We start from the raw sequence: 19,039 nt of genomic DNA on the forward strand, positions 1-19,039 counted from the left end.
ATCTAAATGTGTTTTAAACTCTCTTCCTTTTTTTATATGTTCATAGATTAAGTGATACAAGGAAACCTTGATATGGTGATCCCTTCAAGCTGTCTAGTCCTTTTTTATCCCTTTTACAAAAGGGATAAAAAAGGGCATAAAGGGATATTTTTCATCATTTTTAAATTAATATAGTTCGTTCACGTCTAAATCGAATGATTTTTAAGGCTAATACCTATTATCATTTGCTGGTTTTGCATATGCATAAACAGTGATTGTGTCGTTAGGTATCTCATATCTCTATTTGTCATAAATTCTGTGGAGCCTATCAAGGATATACTTTTTATCCTCTGTGATTTGTGCACGGTTCCCTGTTTTTTTGTTTTCATCTGGAGTTACAGAGATTATATCTAGGTCTCAATTAAGATTATTCAAATAATCTTTCTATCATTTTCTTCGATTGTAATAGCAACTAAAGAATGGTTGAGAAAAAATTTAATATATACATAATAAGTGGAGGTAAATATAATGGTTTTAAAATTATTGTTGATTCATGGACAGGGGTTTGGAATGGGACAATTATTAAGCGGGATTGTGTGTATCATTTTAGGAATCGTATCTTTTATAATTAAATAATTTGCAAACAAAAACCACCCGTGGTAATGGGTGGTTTTTGTTTACGGATGGTAAACTCCAAATGCGTAATGATAAACAGTATTCTCATTAGCTTTCGGAATTGGGTTAGTTTTGTTAGGTCCATTGTAATATCCAAGAGTTACAATGTCATAATAATGTGTTGATCTTGAAGCCCAAAAAGTGTAATCTCCCTTACCAGTAGGGATTTCTGTTGAACCTTCAAATGCACCATTTTCCCCTACAGTACATAAAATATCCTTTTTAGCAGAAGGCATATTTAATACGCCATCGAAATAAATGTAAAAAGTTGTACCAGCAGGTACTGCTTTTCCTTCTGCATCATATGCAAAACCTTTAAATGTGGCATTTTTATGTGCATAAACACGATACTTCTTACCTTGGCCATAGTCAATGTACTCATTATTACCTATGTTAGTAATTTGTACTTTGTTTACAAGTGGAGTGTTTTCGGCTGCACTTGCATTAGTGTTTGGTAACATAAAACTAAATACCATTAATCCAATAAACATAAGTGACGATATAATTTTCTTCATCATTAAATCCTCCTGTATATTTTTTACAACCTGAATTTTACATGTTTTGAAAATATATTTCAATATCTTTATATAAAGTTTAATATGTAATATTGCATATTATATATCGTGTTATATTATTTAAATGATATGTTATTTTTTGGATGAATATATAATGGAGGAAATGTTATGAACAAGAAATCAAAATTTACCCAAATGATGCTCGGCATTAGTACAATGGCTTTATCATTTGGAAGTATTCAAACACAAGTATTAGCGGAAGAAAAAACACCTTATAATGTGTTACAAAAGAAACCAATTGGGATCGAAACTTCACCAGATGAAATTGCTCATTCTACAAAAGCAGACGAAACGTTGTCTTATGAAGAACGTTTAAAAGTGAGTGATTTTTCAAAACGTCCAGCTTCGGTCGTGAAACGAACAGCGGCAAAACAATTTCAGCAAAAGTATTCTGTGGCAGAGCTGAATAGAATGAGTGATGACGAATTAATTGACACATTAGCAAATGTGAGTTGGGATCAAATCACAGATTTATCTCAATTTAATGAAGAAACAAAATTGTTTTATCAAAAAAAGGAGCGAATACAGGCTATTATTGATGAATTAGGGCGCCGTGGAAGCTCATTTACAAAAGATGATACAAAAGGAATTGAGACGTTTGTTGAAGTATTACGTTGCGGTTTTTATTTAGGCTTTAATAATAAAGAGTTAAGCTATTTAAATGAGCGAAGCTTTCATGATAAATGTTTACCCGCATTAAAAGCAATTGCAAACAATCCGAACTTTAAACTTGGTACAGATAAACAGGATGCAGTGATATCTGCATACGGTAAATTAATTAGTAACGCTTCTTGTGATGCTGAAACAGTTCAATATGCAGGGGATATATTAAAACAATATAACGATAATATTTCTACATATATAAGTGACTCGAAGAAAGGGCAAGCCGTGTATGATCTCATAAAAGAGATTGATAATGATATACAGTCTTACTTGTTTGATACACGTAAAAAAGCGGATGAAACAATATGGTATGGGAAAATTGATGGTTTCATAAATGAAATCAGTCGCATGGCTCTTCTGAATCATGTAACACCAGAAAATAGCTGGTTAATTAATAATGGTATTTATTATGCTGGTCGTTTAGGGAAATTCCATAGTAATCCAAATAAGCCTTTAGAAGTAATTACACAAGCAATGCATATGTACCCTCGTTTAAGTGAAGCTTATTTTGCTGCGGCAGAGCAAATTTCAACAAACTATGGTGGAAAAGATTATAACGGAAATACAGTAGATTTAAAGAAAATCCGTGAAGAAGGCAGGCAGCAATACTTACCAAAAACATATACATTCGATGATGGTTCTATCGTATTTAAAACAGGAGATAAAGTAACAGAAGAAAAGGTGAAGAGACTATATTGGGCTGCTAAAGAAGTGAAGGCACAATATCATCGTGTAATTGGAAGTGATGCAGCGTTAGAATCAGGTAAAGCTGATGATGTACTGACAATAGTCATTTATAATAATCCAGATGAATATAAACGAAATAGCCAACTATATGGATATGACACAAATAATGGTGGAATTTATATTGAAAACATCGGAACGTTCTTTACATTTGAACGTACGCCGCAGCAAAGTAGATATTCTTTAGAAGAATTGTTCCGTCATGAATTTACACACTATTTACAGGGAAGATACGAAGTTCGAGGATCATGGGGACAAGGAGAAATGTATCGAAATGAACGTTTGACTTGGTTTGAGGAAGGAAATGCAGAATTTTTTGCGGGATCTACTCGTACGAATAATGTTGTTCCGCGCCAAAGTGTCATTAGCGGATTATCATCTGATCCTGCACAGCGTTATACAGCAGAACGAACATTATTTTCGAAATATGGATCATGGGATTTTTATAATTATTCTTTTGCACTGCAGTCTTACTTATATACTCATCAATTTGAAACGTTTGATAAGATTCAAGATTTAATTCGTGCAAATGATGTGAAGGGTTATGATGCATATCGCGAAGCTTTAAGTAAGGATCCAAATTTAAATAAAGGATACCAAGACTATATGAAGCAGTTAATTGATAATCAGGGTACATATAATACCCCGCAAGTATCAGATGATTATTTAGCCGACCATGCACCAAAGCCATTAGCTGATGTAAAGAAAGAAATTAAAGATGTGGCACACATAAAAGATGCAACAATGACAAAGCATAAGTCTCAATTTTTTGATACGTTTACATTAGAAGGAACATATACAGGCGGCGTAACAAAAGGAGAATCTGAGGATTGGAAAACGATGAGCAAGCAAATCAATCAATCTTTAGAACAGTTAGCACAAAAAGAATGGAGCGGCTATAAAACAGTTACAGCGTATTTTGTTAATCATCGTGTAAATGCGAAAAATCAATTTGAATACGATGTTGTATTCCATGGTGTTGCAACGGGAGAAGAAGAAAAACAGACGATTAAAGTGAATATGAATGGACCGTACAATGAAATAGTAAATGAAAAAGTTGAGTTTCATAGCGATGGTACAGAAAGCACAGGTGGAAAAATTGTTTCTTATCTTTGGGATTTTGGCGATGGTACAACAAGTACAGAAGCAAACCCTACTCATGTATATGGGAAAGAGGGAACATATAATGCAAAGCTAACGGTGAAAGATAATAAAGGAAAAGTAGGCCGAGGCCAAACAACGGTTACCGTAAAACAGGATGAGCCACCAGGTCATGGATTTGACAGTGCAAAGGCCATTCGTTTTAATAAGCTTTTCAAAGGAAATATGGATATGTCTAATATGGCGTATATGTATACGTTCAATGTCACATCTCCAAAAGAAGTAGATATTTCTGTTATAGATGAACAGTATATTGGAATAAAATGGGATGTGTTTCACGAATCAGATCTAGGAAATCCTGTCATTACGGGCCAAACGGATGGAAATAATATAAAAGGGAAACTTGAAGCGAAACCTGGGAAGTATTACTTAGTTGCATTTTTTGAAGAGGAAAATAGAAATGGAACATATTCATTATTAATAAAATAAATGTATTTCTGCGTGGTCTATTATATTTCCTTTAATTTCTTTTTTTATTACTCAATCTATTCAAGAAACAAAGGCATAGTACATATAATGTACTTTAACGTTTCAACATATAGAGCACTATGGAAATGTTGCCTAAAGGAAGTTTTTAATATATACGGGATAGTAGTGCAAACTCCCTCCTATCATTTTTCATATCATATTATGAAAAATGATAGGAGGTTTATTCATTTGAGAAATAATTTCAATGAAAACAATGCCCAGCTTTCACCGCCTTGGAACACATATTTTAATGAAATTAAATTTTCTATCGGGGTAGATCCAGAGGTAACAGTTGGACCACTTATTCCTGCTGGCAACGGTTATATTATTCTCATAACAGTAACAGGAAATGAAAAAGCGAGAGCACTTGCAACACTTCTTAAGCCTACAATGAATTTTGGAAATGTGAATGTGAACATTTTTATTTCAAATAGAGAAGGACAACTCGTTTCTTCGTTCCCATGTCCGTTAGATGCGTTTGAAATTGCACATTTAGTTCGAGTGGCATTAAAAGGAAATCCATATTTTGTGGAAGTAGTTGCACAGCCCCAATTACCGGGTGGAAAGAATTTGGTGTATCCTGTGTTTAAGCCAGAGGTCATTCAGTTTTTCAATGATGATATTTCGAACTTATGCAATACGTTTGTAGCAGTGGCGGCGAATGTATTTAAAGATGTAATGAAAGGTGCAGTATGCGGCGTGCCACTCTTATTTTCTACAGGTTGTAATGAAACAAGTGTAGCTAGTAAAGCAAAAGCGGATGTTGAGGTAAAAAATAAAGGTACCTTACCACGTCTTTTTTATAAATGAAAAGAATATCTGAAAGCAACCAAATGCATGATGAATTTGGTTGCTTTCTATAGTTAATACCACCATTTCTCCTGCGGCAGCAAGACAACATTTACATTAAAGTTTTGCGAAAACCAATCATACATGAGCGTCTTTTTAACTAAAAACTCAGATGCTGAGTGGGAAACACCAATGAGTGACATATTTGTATGTGGTATGTACTCTTTCATGATGGCATATTTCTTTTTGCCGTAGTCGTTATCAATATGACAATGTACTTCCCCGGTAATATAAGCCTGCGCGCCTTTTTCCTCAGCTTCTTGCATCATGCTTACTTTATCACCGCAGCCAGCGATGATTGCGATTTTCGAAATATGAGAATGCGTTTTTCCTTCGAAATCTACATATGGAATGTCAAAAATCTGTTTTGCTTTTTCGATTAGTTCATTTGTATTGGTTGGAGCAATTTCACAAATCAATCCATCGCCTTCAGCAAATGTTTCAATTACTGATGCGTGCAGTGCTTTAGCGATGGCAATACTTGTTCCATATGTTTGATGACGGTCCATTGGTGCATGACATGTGTACACGGATAATCCTTTTTCTTTTATTGCTCGTAAATAATGCCCTGGAATAGGAATGAATCCGCGCCCTGGTAAGCCTTGCGGATCGCCGCATTCCATAACAAGCGGATGATGCATGAATAGTAAGTCTCCAGCTGTTCCTTCAGTAAGAAACCGATCAAGCACTTCGTCAGTTGGAAAAACAGCTAAAAAGACGTTGCGAACAACATCTGCTCCTTTTATCATAAGACCATTAAAGTATGTCACGAAATCATCTTCAAAGAACTCTTGCCAAGGAAACGAAATTGAGTCATAAGCAGCTGGGAGGAAACGGCTAAACCCAGGGTCTATTCCGTATTGATGCACAGAAAATAATGAATGTAATTGATGCTCTATCTCTTGTAGTTTTGTCATAAAGAAAACCTCCTTTGGAAAAATATATCAATTTAATTATATAGTTGAATGAATTTTCTGTATACAGAAATCGAACCAATTTATAAAAAAGAATGCTACAATAGGATAATCGTGATAGATGTAGGAGGAAAAATAATGAATGTTACAGTGACGGACGCAGCATATGCAAAAATAAAAGAGATGATTCCAAGTGAGGCAAATTATATAAAATTATTTTACGATACAGAAGGATGCGGCTGTGTGATGAGTGGAATTATTGACTTAGTCGCTGTGTCTGAAAAAGATGAGCGCGATGTAGACATTTCATCAAACAAGTTTCAGTTTATTGCCGATCGAACGAAGCTTGTTTTTATGGATGATAATTTGACTGTTGATTTTTCTGAATCGGGAGGAACTTTTCAATTAAAAAGCCCGAGTCAATATTATAATCCGAATATGAAGTTACATGTTCGGGTGTAAGGAATGGGAAAGAAGAAAACAGATTTTAGGGGTCACCATACATCACCATTAACTTAAGAAATGGATACTTCTCAAAACGAAAAAATAAGCCGTTTTCTGTCAAAAATACACGGAGTTTTCATCTTGGGGGTATTTGTTTTTGTTAACTTGATGGGCATGTATGGGGACCCCTTGTTGGGAAACTTTGTTTCGGGATTTGTCGCTCTCTTTTCAAATTTGATTACACGTGCAACCGAACCTTACCTCTTATCCCATGAGACTTCGGATGCTGTCTTTTCTAAAGTGCATTCTAATGTCTCTAATTTTGTAAGTCCATATTTTCTATTTAGTGCTTGCAATATTAACCAGTTTGCTACATGAATATTATTACTTAAAAATGGCCCATGTAAATACGTACCTATCAGATTTTTGTACAGAAGGCCTTCCTTTTTTTCTGTTACATTATTCCCATATCCCTGTAGAACTTGACCGAGACATTCAAAAGAATGGAATGTTTGGCCACTATGGTTTTCAAAACCCGTTATTCTTCCGAATTTTTCAGATTGTACTCTTACATTCCCTACTAATCGATTCATTGAGCCCGTGTTCTTACATGATGTATAAAATGGTAATACTCCTAGGCCTTGTATGATATCACTGTTTGCAGTTTCATAATAATCTCCTAATAGCTGATATCCTCCACAAATACAAAGTGCTGCTAAACCATCCTCTATTGCTGCCTTCAATTCTTTTCGAATTGAAAGCAATTGTTCTTGAACTATTTGTTGTTCGCTGTCACTACCTCCCCCAATAAAGATTAAATCAGCCTGAGATACAGGATAATCTTTTACTTGTTCCACATAATGAATATCGGCTTCTATTCCTCTCCATTCTAATTGCTTTTGTAGAATGGTTACATTCCCACGATCGCCATATAAATTAAGAGTATTAGGAAAGTAATGGTAGATAATCAATTTTTTCATAGTACCTCCAGATGTTAAAAACGTAATCGGGCCTTATTATAAATTCTAAGGTAAGTACCCAATTTATATCGTTATTTTTAGGATCAACTCTATATTCTGTGTATTTGCAATCTATATACGCTCAGTTAAATTATTAAACTAACGTATATAGATACCATCTTATTTATGAAGAGGACAGCGTTCCTTTCGTGCTTAAAAATTGCCGGGCAGTATTTAACCCGGTGTAATTACTAATTACGGACGTTTCATTCCCTGCTGCAATGCTATTCTGTATGGCAGCAGAAATATTTGGGATAACCTTTATCCTATTCACAGAAATCCCCGCATATTTTAAACGCACTGCAAGATCATAGGCACGTGTTCCTGCACAAATTATATGGTTTACATTGGAGTTTGCTAATAGTTCATAATCTACATCCCAAATCCAAGAGATATCTTTCCCATCAGCAATCAAGTCATTTAAAATAAAAACATATTGTGTTATGTTTTTATTTTGTATGCAATAATCTATCGTACAGTTCATCCCCTGTGGATTTTTAGCTAAGTTTAGATGGTATATATTTTTCGCAATGAGAAACTGTTGCATACGCCCATTGCTTGGGTGATATTCTCTTAATCCTTTGTAAATTTGTTCATAACTAAAACCTAAAAATTCTCCAGTTTTTATAGCCGTTAGCATATTATATGCATTGTATTCACCCTTCAAGTTGGAAGTATAGGATTGATTTTGTATAGTAATCGTTAAGTTGTTTTGTGATTGAATTGAAGTAACCTCCAAATCTAATACGGGACTACTCATGGAGCAGGAACAATAATATTTTCCAAGGTGTCCATAGTGAGTATATATATATTTCAATAGACGGCCACAACAACAATAGACGGCATCTCTAATATTACTTTTATGAAAATCCCCTACATTTTTCTTTAAACCAAAATACATGGTTTTATTCTTTTGTTTAGTAAAATGTCTACTATATGGATCATCACCATTTAATAGCAAGTAAGCATCGCTAGAATGAATAGCAGTTTGTACTTTTGAAATCAGCGTGTTGATTTCCCCATAACGATCCAGCTGATCTCGAAAGATATTTGTTATAACGATCAATTGAGGCTGTATTTGTTTCAAAACTTCAGTCATTGTCAATTCATCGACTTCGAGAACTGCTATCTTCACACCTTGTATTTTCCCTCGTATATTACTTTTTTTTATAAAAGCAGAAGTAATTCCCTCTAATAAGTTAGATCCTTCTATATTACTGATATATTCACTGTTATTGGACTTGAAAATGGAAGAAACTAAATTACAAGTTGTTGTTTTTCCATTTGTACCAGTAACTAAAACCACAGTTTCCACCTGTACCGCTAATTTTTGTAATGCATTCTTATATAAGTAATTCGTAATTTTCCCTGGAATGTTAGATCCATTAAAACCAAATTTTTTACTACTATATCCTGCTAACTTTCCAACTATTAATCCTATATAAAATAACACTATTAATCGCCGTCCTTACTTGTCTCCTTCTAATTATTAAAAAAGACACTATTAAAATTATTAAAACATTCTATCAAATTTCCAGTGTTATAAGTTTCCTTTACACCTCAAGTGAGCCAAAGTTCTTGTTCTTTTTTATAATCTATTATAGTTCTCGTACCAGAACCTTTAATTTTATTACAAAATTAATATTTATCTATTGTAGCCCAAAGAGAAGAAGCTCTAATAAATTCTTTATTTTGATACTTCTTTAACTCATCAGAAGTACCAGTTGCCACAGCTCCAACAATCTTCACCTTTTCTGAATCTAATTTAGGATTATCTTTTTTTAATCGTGTTAATACTTTTTTTGTTTTATCAGCATAGTTTCCATAAAAATCAGGAGATTGCCAGTCGTTTTCTGAATTATACGGATAACCATATATGTTTCCAATATGAAAAAATTCTCTTTCTTCTCCTTTAAGTTCCTGCTGATTCATACTATGTATCTCTTTATCAGGTTCTGTTTCAACCCAAAGCCATTCTGTATTTTGTTTATCTAATAATTTTTGAACTTCACTAAATGAATAAGATCGATCAAAAGATAGTGCATACTCAACATATTTATTCGCTCCTATTTCATCAAGTAAGTATAAATCATTAGGAACTTGCCGATTTTTTAAATGTTGACAGAACTACTATCTATCGCACATTAAAACGAAATGGTTATTAGGAAAATTATTCATAACAAGTGCTATCTATGCATCTGGTTTTCAAAGAATATTTGGCCATAAAAAACTGTACCTCCAATTGTTAGTTATGTCTAAGAATTAGAGGTACAGTTTTTTATCTATTTACACACATACAGCCGTACCACTTACCGCAACCATTAACATTCCGTCGCGAACCACTTCGTAGTCTACATCGATACCAACGATTGCATTGGCTCCTTTTTGCGTTGCAAGTTGTTTCATTTCTTCCATCGCAATGTCACGAGCTTCTTTTAATTTACTTTCATATGCACCAGAACGGCCACCTACAACATCACGAACAGAAGCGAAGATGTCACGTACGATATTTGCACCCATAATTGCTTCACCGTTTACGATATCTACATACTCGATAATTTCTTTACCTTGAATAGTATTAGTTGTTGTTACGATCATTATTAACACGCTCTCTCTAAAAAATTTATTGTTATTTCTGATGTTCTTATTATTACATGGAAACAGTAAAGTAACTATCTACTAACCTTACATAAAGGTGACATTTCTGTAAGGTTAGTAAAACAAACAAGCTATCTACAAAAGCCGTTCATGAAATTACAAAAAAATAAGATTTCTGGTGAACCTCTCAATATTGTTAACAAATTTTAATCTCTTTAATGCACTAACACAGAGAGTGTTACTTCTGCTTCTCTACAGTTATTTATAGGAATATAGCTCGTTTTCTTTGTTTTGAGAACACTAACTGCTTTAATTATAAGATGATGTAACCCCCTTACCGTAAATCATTAAACTCTACTATTATAAAAAGATAAAACCTGTACATAATTAATTTCATTGGCTGGCTATATTTCGGATTAAAAAAGATTCGTAATCCGATCCCATTTTATACGACTGATTTTGTTTCGCTCTTACGATAGTGAGAATCCCTTTAATTGTGTATTTCCCCTAGCTCTCCATATTTGCCTCTTACCTAAAATCAAAGAAAGATTTTTGTAACATTTACGAAAGGCTTTTCTAATAGTTGTGAAAGTAATTTGAAAGATATTGAAAGTAAGATAAGCTTATCGCAATTATATATGCGAACTACCTTATAAACTGTATGTGTTATTTTTATCAGTTTATGGTTTGTAAAGTCAGAGAAAACGTTACTTGTAAAAGAAAATATATCAAAATAAGAAAGCAGAGTAGATCTGCTTTCTTATTTCTTGATTTTCGGTAAGAAAATAAGATACAAAATCGCTATGACAAATGGAATCCAGTTAAGAAAAGGAAAGTGGAAATAAGTGACGAGAATCATACCGGTGAGAAGAACGCTGAGGACGGCATAGAAAACACTATGTCGAGGTGTATACCAATATAATGTTAAGCCGACAAGAGCAGGAATAATGAAATGAATAAGAGCAATCAGAAAGAAGAGCAATGGAAGTCCCTCCTTTATTGTGAACTTACTATATCATATCCATATTTTGTTAGAATGATATCTTCTTTTATAAAAAATGTTTGAAAAAACGACACAATTCGACTCGTTATGTACAGAAGAAGTTTTGTATAATGTTATTTCTTAAACGTATTTTAATAATATAAACACTATCTTAATAGTTATAACTATGTAAATCCATTTTGACTTTTCGACATAAGTGATCTGCTTTTATATTGTACGTGGCAGGAAAAGGCCCTGACCGCTTCTATGCATGGCCAGGTGCTCTCGCCCATCTAAAAAAGTGGTTTTTATGTTTTTCAATTTGGATGAAGTTGATATAGAGATTTTGCAGTAGAGGAGCCAGAACATGATTAGCTTGTCGTTACAAACATTTAAAGTACAAACGTATTATATTTTAGCACTTATGCTGCTAGGCTGGGGGTTTACTCCTTTTTCTCCGCATTTTTTAGGAATCGGTCTCGGTTTTCTAGTGAGCACATATTGTGTTTGGATTTTAGGACGCCGCATTGAAAAAATCGGAGAGAGTATAGTGAACAAAAGTAAGTCACCAACTCTTGGTATGATAAACAGATTTGCAGCAGCGATACTTGGGGCCATTATTATGTACGAAATTGAGCATCATATGGTGATGTGGGCATTTGCTGTTGGGATTATGGGTGGATATATATTAATTGTGATTAATTTAGCATATTACAGTATGAAAGATACGAAGAAATAGGAAAGAGGCTTACGAGATTACTCGTAAGCCTCTTTTTATATGTAAGTATGTGCATTACAAGAAAACGTGGGCTTTGTCGGTGAGTACTTGTTTTCTTGCAATAACAACATACTTATTCACATGATTTAGGATATTTCACAGTAAAGTCAGGTTAAGCGATTGGACCGCCAAGTTTTACAATTGTTTCAGAAACAGTATCAAATTTCTTGAAGTTTTCTTTGAACTTATTTGCAAGTTCAGTTGCTTTTACTTTATAAGCTTCTTTATCAGCCCATGTTTGTTCTGGCATTAATACTTCATCAGGTACACCAGGAACATGAAGCGGTACTTCAAGACCAAAGATATCATGTTTTACTGTTTCAGTGTTATCAAGCTCGCCGTTTAATGCAGCTTGCACCATTGCGCGTGTATGACCTAAGTTCATACGTTTTCCAACGCCGTATTCGCCGCCAGTCCAGCCAGTGTTCACTAAGAATACTTTTGCGCCATGCTTCTCGATTTTTTCACCAAGCATTTCTGCGTAGCGAGATGCATCAAGCGGTAAGAATGGAGAACCGAAGCATGTTGAGAATGTTGCTTGCGGTGAAGTAATACCGCGCTCAGTTCCTGCTAGTTTACTAGTGTAACCGCTTAAGAAATGATACATAGCTTGCTCTTTCGTTAATTTACTGATTGGAGGCAATACGCCGAATGCATCAGCAGTTAAGAAAATAATTGTATTTGGATGACCTGCAACGCTTGGTAATACGATGTTATCAATTGCATCAATTGGATAAGCTGCACGTGTATTTTCTGTTAATGTTGTGTCATCGTAATCTGCAATGCGTGTCTGATTATCAAGCACAACGTTTTCTAAAACAGAACCGAATTTAATTGCATCAAAGATTTGTGGTTCTTTCTCATAAGATAAGTTCACACATTTTGCATAGCAACCGCCTTCAATATTAAATACACCGTTATCAGACCAGCCGTGCTCGTCATCACCAATTAATTTGCGGTTCGGATCAGCAGATAATGTTGTTTTCCCTGTTCCAGATAAACCGAAGAATAAAGCAACATCGCCTTCTTCGCCTACGTTTGCAGAGCAGTGCATAGAGAAAATGTCTTGCTCTGGAAGTAAGTAGTTCATGATAGAGAAGATTGATTTTTTCATTTCACCAGCGTATTCTGTACCGCCGATTAACACGATACGCTTTTCAAAAGAAACGATAATAAATGTTTCTGAATTTGTACCGTCAACTGCTGGATCTGCTTTAAAGTTTGGTGCAGATACAATTGTGAATTGTGCATCATGATTTTCTAATTCTTCCTCAGTTGGACGAATGAATAATTGATGCGCAAATAAGTTATGCCAAGCGTATTCATTAATAACTTGAATAGGAAGACGGTAGTTGCGGTCTGCTCCTGCAAATCCTTTGAATACGAATAGTTCTTCTTTTTCTTTTAAGTATTCTAGTACTTTTGTATATAATTTATTGAAATGTTCTTCAGAAATTGGTTGGTTAACAGATCCCCAAGCAATTTTGTCCGTAACAGATGCTTCGTCTACAATAAATTTATCTTTCGGAGAACGTCCTGTATATTTTCCTGTTGAAACAGAAACAGCGCCAGTAGAAGATAATTGACCTTCTTTTCTCATTAATACTTTTTCCGTTAATTGAGGAACGCTCAATTGAACCTGTGCATTGATTCCGTTCAATAGTTCATGTAATCCAATTTGGACATTCGCAGTACTCATATTTATATACCATCCTTTATTTAATTTATGAATATTCATCGTAATCCCCATCAAAAGTATAACACAATCATATAAATAATGTATACTATTTATTTATTTTTGTTTGTGTTATTATATTAATTTTTTCCATAAATTTCTACCGCAAAAAACTTATAGGAATATGTGTATATGGATTGACAAATGAAAGTCATTTCTTTAGTATAGTTGAGGACGGATACTCTCTTATCCCGAGCTGGCGGAGGGACAGGCCCGATGAAGCCCGGCAACCTCACTTGTATGCAAGGCAAGCAAGTGAATAGGTGCTTAAACCTGTGCGAGGCTAATGGTCTCGAACGATAAGAGCGAAGGGCAAAAAGCAGTATGCAAGTAGCAAATACAACCTTTCCTCTATTAGGGAAAGGTTTTTCTTTTGCACTTGTATGTGGGAAAATACATGAATGTCGCAGTTTGTGGCAAATTAAGGATGAGTTCCGTACAATATATACAATTACTGTAGGGAGGTTTACCACATGACAAAAAAACGTCATCTGTTCACATCTGAATCTGTAACTGAAGGACATCCAGATAAAATTTGTGACCAAATTTCTGATTCTATTTTAGATGCAATCTTAGCAAAAGATGCAAACGCACGTGTAGCTTGTGAAACAACTGTAACAACTGGTTTAGTATTGGTAGCGGGGGAGATTACAACTTCTACTTATGTAGATATTCCAAAAATCGTTCGCGAAACAATTCAAGGAATCGGTTATACTCGTGCAAAATACGGATTCGATGCAGAAACTTGTGCAGTTTTAACATCTATCGATGAGCAATCTGCTGACATCGCAATGGGTGTTGACCAAGCGTTAGAAGCACGCGAAGGTCAAATGACTGACGAAGAGATTGAAGCAATCGGTGCTGGAGACCAAGGTTTAATGTTTGGTTTCGCATGTAATGAAACAAAAGAATTAATGCCACTTCCAATCTCACTAGCTCACAAATTAGCTCGTCGTTTAACGGAAGTTCGTAAGGATGATACATTACCATACTTACGTCCAGACGGTAAAACACAAGTAACAGTTGAGTATGATGAAAATGGTAAACCAGTTCGCGTCGATACAATCGTAATTTCTACGCAACATCACCCAGAAATTGCTTGGGAACAAATCGATCGCAACTTAAAAGAATTTGTAATTAAACCAGTTGTACCAGCTGAATTAATCGATGAAGAAACAAAATTCTTCATTAACCCAACTGGCCGCTTCGTTATTGGTGGACCACAAGGGGATGCTGGTTTAACAGGTCGTAAAATTATCGTAGATACTTACGGCGGATATGCTCGTCACGGTGGCGGTGCATTCTCTGGTAAGGATGCGACAAAAGTTGACCGCTCTGCAGCATACGCAGCTCGTTACGTTGCGAAAAACATCGTAGCAGCAGGACTTGCTGACAAAGCAGAAGTACAACTTGCATACGCAATCGGCGTAGCACAACCAGTATCTATCTCTGTTGATACATTCGGCACTGGTAAAGTATCTGAAGAAGTACTAGTAGAACTAGTTCGCAACAACTTCGATCTTCGCCCAGCTGGTATCATCAAAATGTTAGACTTACGTCGCCCAATTTACAAACAAACAGCAGCTTACGGTCACTTCGGACGTACTGATGTAGATCTTTCATGGGAACGTACAGACAAAGCTGAAACTTTAAAAGAGCAAGCTGGTCTATAATATAGGAAGAAACACGGAGCTGAGCAAATTTTGCTCAGCTTTTTCTATTTTTGTTGTGATTTAGTGGTTAGATTTGTGCCGAACGTTGTCGAAGGTTCTTTATCCCGCATTAACGGGCAGTAAACGCTAGGGAAGAACAAGGAAGAAAACTGCCTGTAAAAGCCCGATTGGTTCAACTAACCATCAGTGAGAAAAGCGTCACTGATGGAAGTTTCACTTTATCCCGTGTCGAATCGCCGATAAAATTTGTAGCCTCTTAGTTATGTTCCTGTCTTTCTAATTTCCCGACGCAAGAAGTGCAATATACCTCGCCGCCGAGTTCAATATGTTTTTGCATATTTGTCATCCCGCTTGGCGGATATTGCATGTAAATCCAAGCTCGTTCATGTACCGCAATTTCCTTTCCACATGATGTACACGTAGTTGATTTTTTACCAAACATAATTAGTCCCCTTTATGATAACGAATTTTTCCTGCACAAAAAGCTGAACAGAGTAAAAAGAGTGTACCAAATCCCCAGCCGCCTATCGCTGCATACGGTACAGCGTCTTTTAGTGCCATACCAGCGCTAATGGAAGCTACGAAAAGCAAAATGAATAACGTTGTTAATTTTTTCATTGTTTCCATGCTAAGCCCCTCCTTTAGAAATCCTTTATTTAAATTATAAGGTAAATTATAGAAAAGAAGTGTGACAGGTTTTACATTTTTTTTCGGCTGTATCGTGTATGATAAAATTTAGATAGGTTTATGAATGAGGAGGAAAGAAGAATGAGCGTCACTGAACATAAAAAACAAGCACCTGTACAAGTTCGTTGTAAAATCATCACGATTTCAGATACGCGAACAGAAGAAACAGATAAAAGTGGACAATTATTAAAAGAGTTATTAATAGAAGCAAATCATCAAGTAACAGCGTATGAAATTGTGAAAGATGATAAGGAAAGCATTCAGCAAGCGGTCTTATCTGGATATCAACAAGAGGATGTTGACGTTGTATTAACCAATGGAGGAACAGGCATTACAAAGCGTGACGTGACAATTGAAGCTGTTTCTCCATTATTAGATAAGGAAATCGTTGGTTTTGGTGAGTTATTTCGAACGATTAGTTATTTAGAAGATATCGGCAGCGCGGCAATGTTAAGTAGAGCGATTGGCGGGACAATCGGTAGAAAAGTTGTCTTTTCGATGCCAGGATCAACGGGTGCAGTGCGTCTGGCGATGAAGAAATTGATTTTACCAGAGCTTGGCCATATTACATTTGAGCTGCATCGCCAATGAAATTAGCAGGAATTGTACTAGCGGGCGGAAGGTCAAGTCGATTTGGAGAACCGAAAGCATTAGCAATTTGGCAAGGAAAAACATTCATTGAGCATAGTATAGAAGCATTAAAAGAAGTTGTTACTGACATTGTTGTGATTAGCCATCCAAGCATTACAAATGAACTTTTACATATATTGAATGTTCCTGTTATAGAAGATATCGAATTATACAAAGGAAACGGCCCGCTTGCTGGTTTAGTAACAGGTATGGAATTTGCAAGCGCAGATTGGTACATCGTTGCACCGTGCGACACACCAAATGTTTCGAAAGAGTGGGCAATCGAATTAATAAAACGAGCGGATGAAACATATGAGGCAATTGTTCCGCTCGCTGAAGGACGGAAACAACCACTTTTAGCGCTATACCATTATAAGATAAAAGAGAAAATAGAAAGATTATTAAAGGAAGAAAAAAGAAGCATGCAAGGGCTACTAACGCAGTGTAACGTGCAGTATGTAACGGTGGAAGAAGCTGATGTATTTGTAAATATGAACACAAAAGAAGAGTACAACGAATTACAGAAGAAAAAGAACTGAGACTCTTTTTCTTTTTTGTGAAAATGCTGAAAATTATTATTTTTCTGGTAAAATAAGTGAAGAGCACTTTTGATATTATGGTATAAAGTTTTTATTAGAAGAATGCTGAAAATAAGGAGCATAAATAATGGAAAGTGAATTGCTAAACATATTTGATGAACAGAGAAATCCAGTCGGCGTTGCAACGCGTGAAGAAGTGCATAAAATAGGGCATTGGCATGAAACATTTCATTGCTGGTTTATAAGTAGGGAAGATGGAGTAGATTATATTCATCTGCAAATTCGTAGTCATACAAAAAAGGATTATCCGAATTTGTTAGACATTACCGCGGCGGGACATATATTAGCTCATGAAACTGCGTATGATGGAATACGCGAAGTGCAAGAAGAAGTGGGGATTGAAGTCTCGTTTGATGAACTTATATCATTAGGCATTATCAATTATTGCGTTACAATGGAAGACTTTATTGATAAAGAATTAGCTCACGTTTTTTTATATGAAATGAAAGGCGCAATGGACGACTATACACTGCAAGTAGAAGAAGTGTCAGGTATTGTAAAAATTGACTTTAATCATTTTTCTGAACTGTGGTTAGGAGACAGAAATGAAGTTACAGTAGAAGGATTCGAAATGAATGAAGCAGGAGAAAAAGTTTCTATTCATAAAACGGTAGATAAGAGTCAGTTTGTGTCGCATGAGCTTTCGTATTATGAGAGCATTATTATGTTGATGAGGGAGAATCTGAAGTTATAGTGAGTGTTCTGTATTTATAAATCTTCTAAAAATATAGGATTAAATTAGTAAAAGCACTCATATTCGAGTGCTTTTACTTTTGGTTTTAAACTTTGTATGTGGTATGAAAAGGCTCTGACCGTTTCATAAATATTATTTAAATCATCAATCCCATAATAAGAGTATTATAATATACACCATTTATATATGTATCTTGTTCTAATAATCCTTCTTCTTTAAAGCCAACATTCTTATAAAGTTCAATTGCTCGATCATTGTCTCCTCGAGTTACAAGATGTATTTTTTTAGTTGTGCCATTTCCCCTTGCCCATTCAATCAGTTCTTCCATCAATTTTTTACCTAAGCCAAATCCGCAGTGTTTTTCTGCAATTACAATTCCAAGCGTTCCGACATGTTTCGTTCGCGCTTTTTGACTGGAGGTAATAGATGCGATACTGATGATCTCATCATCCATTGTTGCTAGTAATATAATTGAATTATGCTCTGCTTTAGTCGATTTTATGAAGTTTTCATAATCAGGTAAAGACATACTGAACTCATTTTTTCCGAACGAAAGGAAATCGGTCTCTCCGCCGACTATATTATAAAATTTGATCATAGCCTGAGCGTCATCTTGTGTAGCTTCTCTAATTATCACTTCTTTTCCGTTCTTTAAACACATTTTTTTCATATTTCTCAACTTCTTTCAATGGAAATTTTTTGATATATAATTGGCGGCTATACAGAATAAAACATGACCCGTAATCGTATTCTTCTTTTGTTTTAAACCTTGCATGTGGCAGAAAAAGGTCCTGACCGCTACTATGCATGGCCAAATGCTCTCGCCTGCTTAAAAAGAAAGGGGTTTTTGTGTCGAGTTTTTAACTTATACATAGTTATGTTCATCATAATATTAATGGTTGAAATTTTATAGTTTTAATTTTTGTAAATGGTTAGTGAACGAAAAAAAGCGAAGAATCTTTATGATTCTCCGCTTTTTTGAAATAGAATACTAGGGTATATTGCTATATATGAGGTAATTTCACTCACTATATATTATAACACCGTAAACCACCTAAATTTTATGCAATATTGCATATCCTGTTTTTTGGATTTTGCTAGTTTGTCCCGCTATTCGTGGGCAGTAATACTCCCACCTCAAAATTCAGCAAAGGCATTGTCCAGTTCCAGTG

Annotated in this window: 19 protein-coding genes and 1 riboswitch; of the genes, 8 read left to right on the forward strand and 11 right to left on the reverse strand. The window is 35.1% G+C overall.

Translation table 11 applies throughout. From position 1 onward, the window contains the following. Nucleotides 1-656 precede the first annotated feature (656 nt). A complete protein-coding gene (locus V7024_RS13610) occupies nucleotides 657-1,169 on the reverse strand; it encodes a hypothetical protein (RefSeq protein ID WP_335520855.1) in 513 nt (170 codons plus the stop codon). Between the two features lie 168 nt (nucleotides 1,170-1,337). Here V7024_RS13610 and colA point away from each other — a divergent pair, with 168 nt between their 5' ends. Then, nucleotides 1,338-4,226, forward strand: a complete 2,889-nt coding sequence (colA, locus tag V7024_RS13615) for a collagenase ColA (RefSeq protein ID WP_335520858.1) — start codon at nucleotides 1,338-1,340, stop codon at nucleotides 4,224-4,226. Nucleotides 4,227-4,454: 228 nt separating this feature from the next. Further along, nucleotides 4,455-5,075 carry a hypothetical protein gene (locus V7024_RS13620; protein WP_335520860.1) on the forward strand — a complete coding sequence of 207 codons (621 nt, stop codon included), beginning with the start codon at nucleotides 4,455-4,457 and terminating at the stop codon, nucleotides 5,073-5,075. Nucleotides 5,076-5,128: 53 nt separating this feature from the next. Here the strand turns inward: V7024_RS13620 and V7024_RS13625 are convergent, their stop codons facing one another. Continuing rightward, nucleotides 5,129-6,031, reverse strand: coding sequence for a Nif3-like dinuclear metal center hexameric protein (locus V7024_RS13625; RefSeq protein ID WP_335520862.1), 903 nt, complete (start codon nucleotides 6,029-6,031; stop codon nucleotides 5,129-5,131). A gap of 135 nt (nucleotides 6,032-6,166) precedes the next feature. Between V7024_RS13625 and V7024_RS13630 the strand changes: the two genes are divergently transcribed. After that, entirely contained in the window at nucleotides 6,167-6,490 is a 324-nt protein-coding gene (locus V7024_RS13630; RefSeq protein WP_335520864.1) for an iron-sulfur cluster biosynthesis family protein, read from the forward strand. Between the two features lie 239 nt (nucleotides 6,491-6,729). Here V7024_RS13630 and V7024_RS13635 read toward each other — a convergent pair whose 3' ends face one another. The 5 genes from V7024_RS13635 to V7024_RS13655 form a co-directional block, all read right to left on the reverse strand. Next, nucleotides 6,730-7,452, reverse strand: a complete 723-nt coding sequence (locus tag V7024_RS13635; RefSeq protein WP_335520865.1) for a type 1 glutamine amidotransferase — start codon at nucleotides 7,450-7,452, stop codon at nucleotides 6,730-6,732. 163 nt (nucleotides 7,453-7,615) lie between these two features. After that, nucleotides 7,616-8,944: a MurT ligase domain-containing protein gene (locus V7024_RS13640; RefSeq protein WP_098915970.1), complete on the reverse strand. Its 1,329-nt coding sequence runs from the start codon at nucleotides 8,942-8,944 to the stop codon at nucleotides 7,616-7,618. Between the two features lie 185 nt (nucleotides 8,945-9,129). Then, nucleotides 9,130-9,561 (reverse strand): anti sigma factor C-terminal domain-containing protein, encoded by a 432-nt coding sequence (locus tag V7024_RS13645; RefSeq protein ID WP_335521017.1) that lies wholly within the window; start codon nucleotides 9,559-9,561, stop codon nucleotides 9,130-9,132. Between the two features lie 216 nt (nucleotides 9,562-9,777). Next, the gene (locus V7024_RS13650) at nucleotides 9,778-10,089 is read right to left on the reverse strand and encodes a heavy metal-binding domain-containing protein (protein WP_335520869.1); all 312 of its coding nucleotides are present in this window, start codon (nucleotides 10,087-10,089) and stop codon (nucleotides 9,778-9,780) included. Between the two features lie 760 nt (nucleotides 10,090-10,849). After that, nucleotides 10,850-11,071, reverse strand: coding sequence for a hypothetical protein (locus V7024_RS13655; protein ID WP_098915967.1), 222 nt, complete (start codon nucleotides 11,069-11,071; stop codon nucleotides 10,850-10,852). Between the two features lie 367 nt (nucleotides 11,072-11,438). Between V7024_RS13655 and V7024_RS13660 the strand changes: the two genes are divergently transcribed. Beyond that, entirely contained in the window at nucleotides 11,439-11,810 is a 372-nt protein-coding gene (locus V7024_RS13660; RefSeq protein ID WP_335520872.1) for an ATP synthase subunit I, read from the forward strand. A 151-nt stretch (nucleotides 11,811-11,961) separates the two neighbouring features. Here V7024_RS13660 and pckA read toward each other — a convergent pair whose 3' ends face one another. Next, nucleotides 11,962-13,548, reverse strand: coding sequence for a phosphoenolpyruvate carboxykinase (ATP) (gene pckA / locus V7024_RS13665; protein ID WP_335521019.1), 1,587 nt, complete (start codon nucleotides 13,546-13,548; stop codon nucleotides 11,962-11,964). Nucleotides 13,549-13,767: 219 nt separating this feature from the next. After that, a riboswitch (SAM riboswitch) is annotated at nucleotides 13,768-13,890 on the forward strand. A 167-nt stretch (nucleotides 13,891-14,057) separates the two neighbouring features. On the opposite strand from pckA, the gene metK reads away from it, so the two are divergent. Then, entirely contained in the window at nucleotides 14,058-15,257 is a 1,200-nt protein-coding gene (metK, locus tag V7024_RS13670) for a methionine adenosyltransferase (RefSeq protein WP_090916536.1), read from the forward strand. A 256-nt stretch (nucleotides 15,258-15,513) separates the two neighbouring features. Here metK and V7024_RS13675 read toward each other — a convergent pair whose 3' ends face one another. Both V7024_RS13675 and V7024_RS13680 read right to left on the reverse strand, forming a co-directional pair. Next, nucleotides 15,514-15,699, reverse strand: coding sequence for a hypothetical protein (locus tag V7024_RS13675; RefSeq protein WP_335520875.1), 186 nt, complete (start codon nucleotides 15,697-15,699; stop codon nucleotides 15,514-15,516). A 2-nt stretch (nucleotides 15,700-15,701) separates the two neighbouring features. Then, the gene (locus V7024_RS13680; RefSeq protein WP_335520877.1) at nucleotides 15,702-15,884 is read right to left on the reverse strand and encodes a hypothetical protein; all 183 of its coding nucleotides are present in this window, start codon (nucleotides 15,882-15,884) and stop codon (nucleotides 15,702-15,704) included. A 141-nt stretch (nucleotides 15,885-16,025) separates the two neighbouring features. Here V7024_RS13680 and V7024_RS13685 point away from each other — a divergent pair, with 141 nt between their 5' ends. The 3 genes from V7024_RS13685 (at nucleotide 16,026) to V7024_RS13695 (ending at nucleotide 17,867) form a co-directional block, all read left to right on the forward strand. After that, nucleotides 16,026-16,535, forward strand: a complete 510-nt coding sequence (locus tag V7024_RS13685; RefSeq protein WP_335520880.1) for a MogA/MoaB family molybdenum cofactor biosynthesis protein — start codon at nucleotides 16,026-16,028, stop codon at nucleotides 16,533-16,535. Beyond that, nucleotides 16,532-17,113 (forward strand): molybdenum cofactor guanylyltransferase, encoded by a 582-nt coding sequence (locus V7024_RS13690; RefSeq protein ID WP_335520882.1) that lies wholly within the window; start codon nucleotides 16,532-16,534, stop codon nucleotides 17,111-17,113. The genes V7024_RS13685 and V7024_RS13690 overlap by 4 nt, the downstream gene beginning before the upstream one ends. A 127-nt stretch (nucleotides 17,114-17,240) precedes the next feature. Beyond that, nucleotides 17,241-17,867, forward strand: a complete 627-nt coding sequence (locus V7024_RS13695) for an NUDIX hydrolase (protein ID WP_335520883.1) — start codon at nucleotides 17,241-17,243, stop codon at nucleotides 17,865-17,867. A 136-nt stretch (nucleotides 17,868-18,003) separates the two neighbouring features. On the opposite strand, the gene V7024_RS13700 is transcribed toward V7024_RS13695, so the two are convergent. Continuing rightward, on the reverse strand, nucleotides 18,004-18,537 hold the full coding sequence (locus tag V7024_RS13700) for a GNAT family N-acetyltransferase (protein ID WP_335520885.1): 534 nt from the start codon (nucleotides 18,535-18,537) through the stop codon (nucleotides 18,004-18,006). Nucleotides 18,538-19,039 lie beyond the last annotated feature (502 nt).

Origin of the sequence: Bacillus sp. JJ864, from assembly GCF_036963045.1 — a bacterium.
In the GTDB taxonomy this organism is placed as follows: Bacteria; Bacillota; Bacilli; order Bacillales; family Bacillaceae_G; genus Bacillus_A; species Bacillus_A pseudomycoides_C.

Excerpts from the sequence above, each read along its gene's own strand:
- pckA (WP_335521019.1), bottom strand. The coding sequence starts at position 13,548 with ATGAGTACTGCGAATGTCCAAATTGGATTACATGAACTATTGAACGGA.
- metK (WP_090916536.1), top strand. The coding sequence starts at position 14,058 with ATGACAAAAAAACGTCATCTGTTCACATCTGAATCTGTAACTGAAGGA.
- V7024_RS13650 (WP_335520869.1), bottom strand. The coding sequence starts at position 10,089 with ATGATCGTAACAACAACTAATACTATTCAAGGTAAAGAAATTATCGAG.
- colA (WP_335520858.1), top strand. The coding sequence starts at position 1,338 with ATGAACAAGAAATCAAAATTTACCCAAATGATGCTCGGCATTAGTACA.
- V7024_RS13630 (WP_335520864.1), top strand. The coding sequence starts at position 6,167 with ATGAATGTTACAGTGACGGACGCAGCATATGCAAAAATAAAAGAGATG.
- V7024_RS13610 (WP_335520855.1), bottom strand. The coding sequence starts at position 1,169 with ATGAAGAAAATTATATCGTCACTTATGTTTATTGGATTAATGGTATTT.
- V7024_RS13700 (WP_335520885.1), bottom strand. The coding sequence starts at position 18,537 with ATGAAAAAAATGTGTTTAAAGAACGGAAAAGAAGTGATAATTAGAGAA.
- V7024_RS13660 (WP_335520872.1), top strand. The coding sequence starts at position 11,439 with ATGATTAGCTTGTCGTTACAAACATTTAAAGTACAAACGTATTATATT.
- V7024_RS13680 (WP_335520877.1), bottom strand. The coding sequence starts at position 15,884 with ATGGAAACAATGAAAAAATTAACAACGTTATTCATTTTGCTTTTCGTA.
- V7024_RS13625 (WP_335520862.1), bottom strand. The coding sequence starts at position 6,031 with ATGACAAAACTACAAGAGATAGAGCATCAATTACATTCATTATTTTCT.
- V7024_RS13690 (WP_335520882.1), top strand. The coding sequence starts at position 16,532 with ATGAAATTAGCAGGAATTGTACTAGCGGGCGGAAGGTCAAGTCGATTT.
- V7024_RS13685 (WP_335520880.1), top strand. The coding sequence starts at position 16,026 with ATGAGCGTCACTGAACATAAAAAACAAGCACCTGTACAAGTTCGTTGT.
- V7024_RS13695 (WP_335520883.1), top strand. The coding sequence starts at position 17,241 with ATGGAAAGTGAATTGCTAAACATATTTGATGAACAGAGAAATCCAGTC.
- V7024_RS13675 (WP_335520875.1), bottom strand. The coding sequence starts at position 15,699 with ATGTTTGGTAAAAAATCAACTACGTGTACATCATGTGGAAAGGAAATT.
- V7024_RS13635 (WP_335520865.1), bottom strand. The coding sequence starts at position 7,452 with ATGAAAAAATTGATTATCTACCATTACTTTCCTAATACTCTTAATTTA.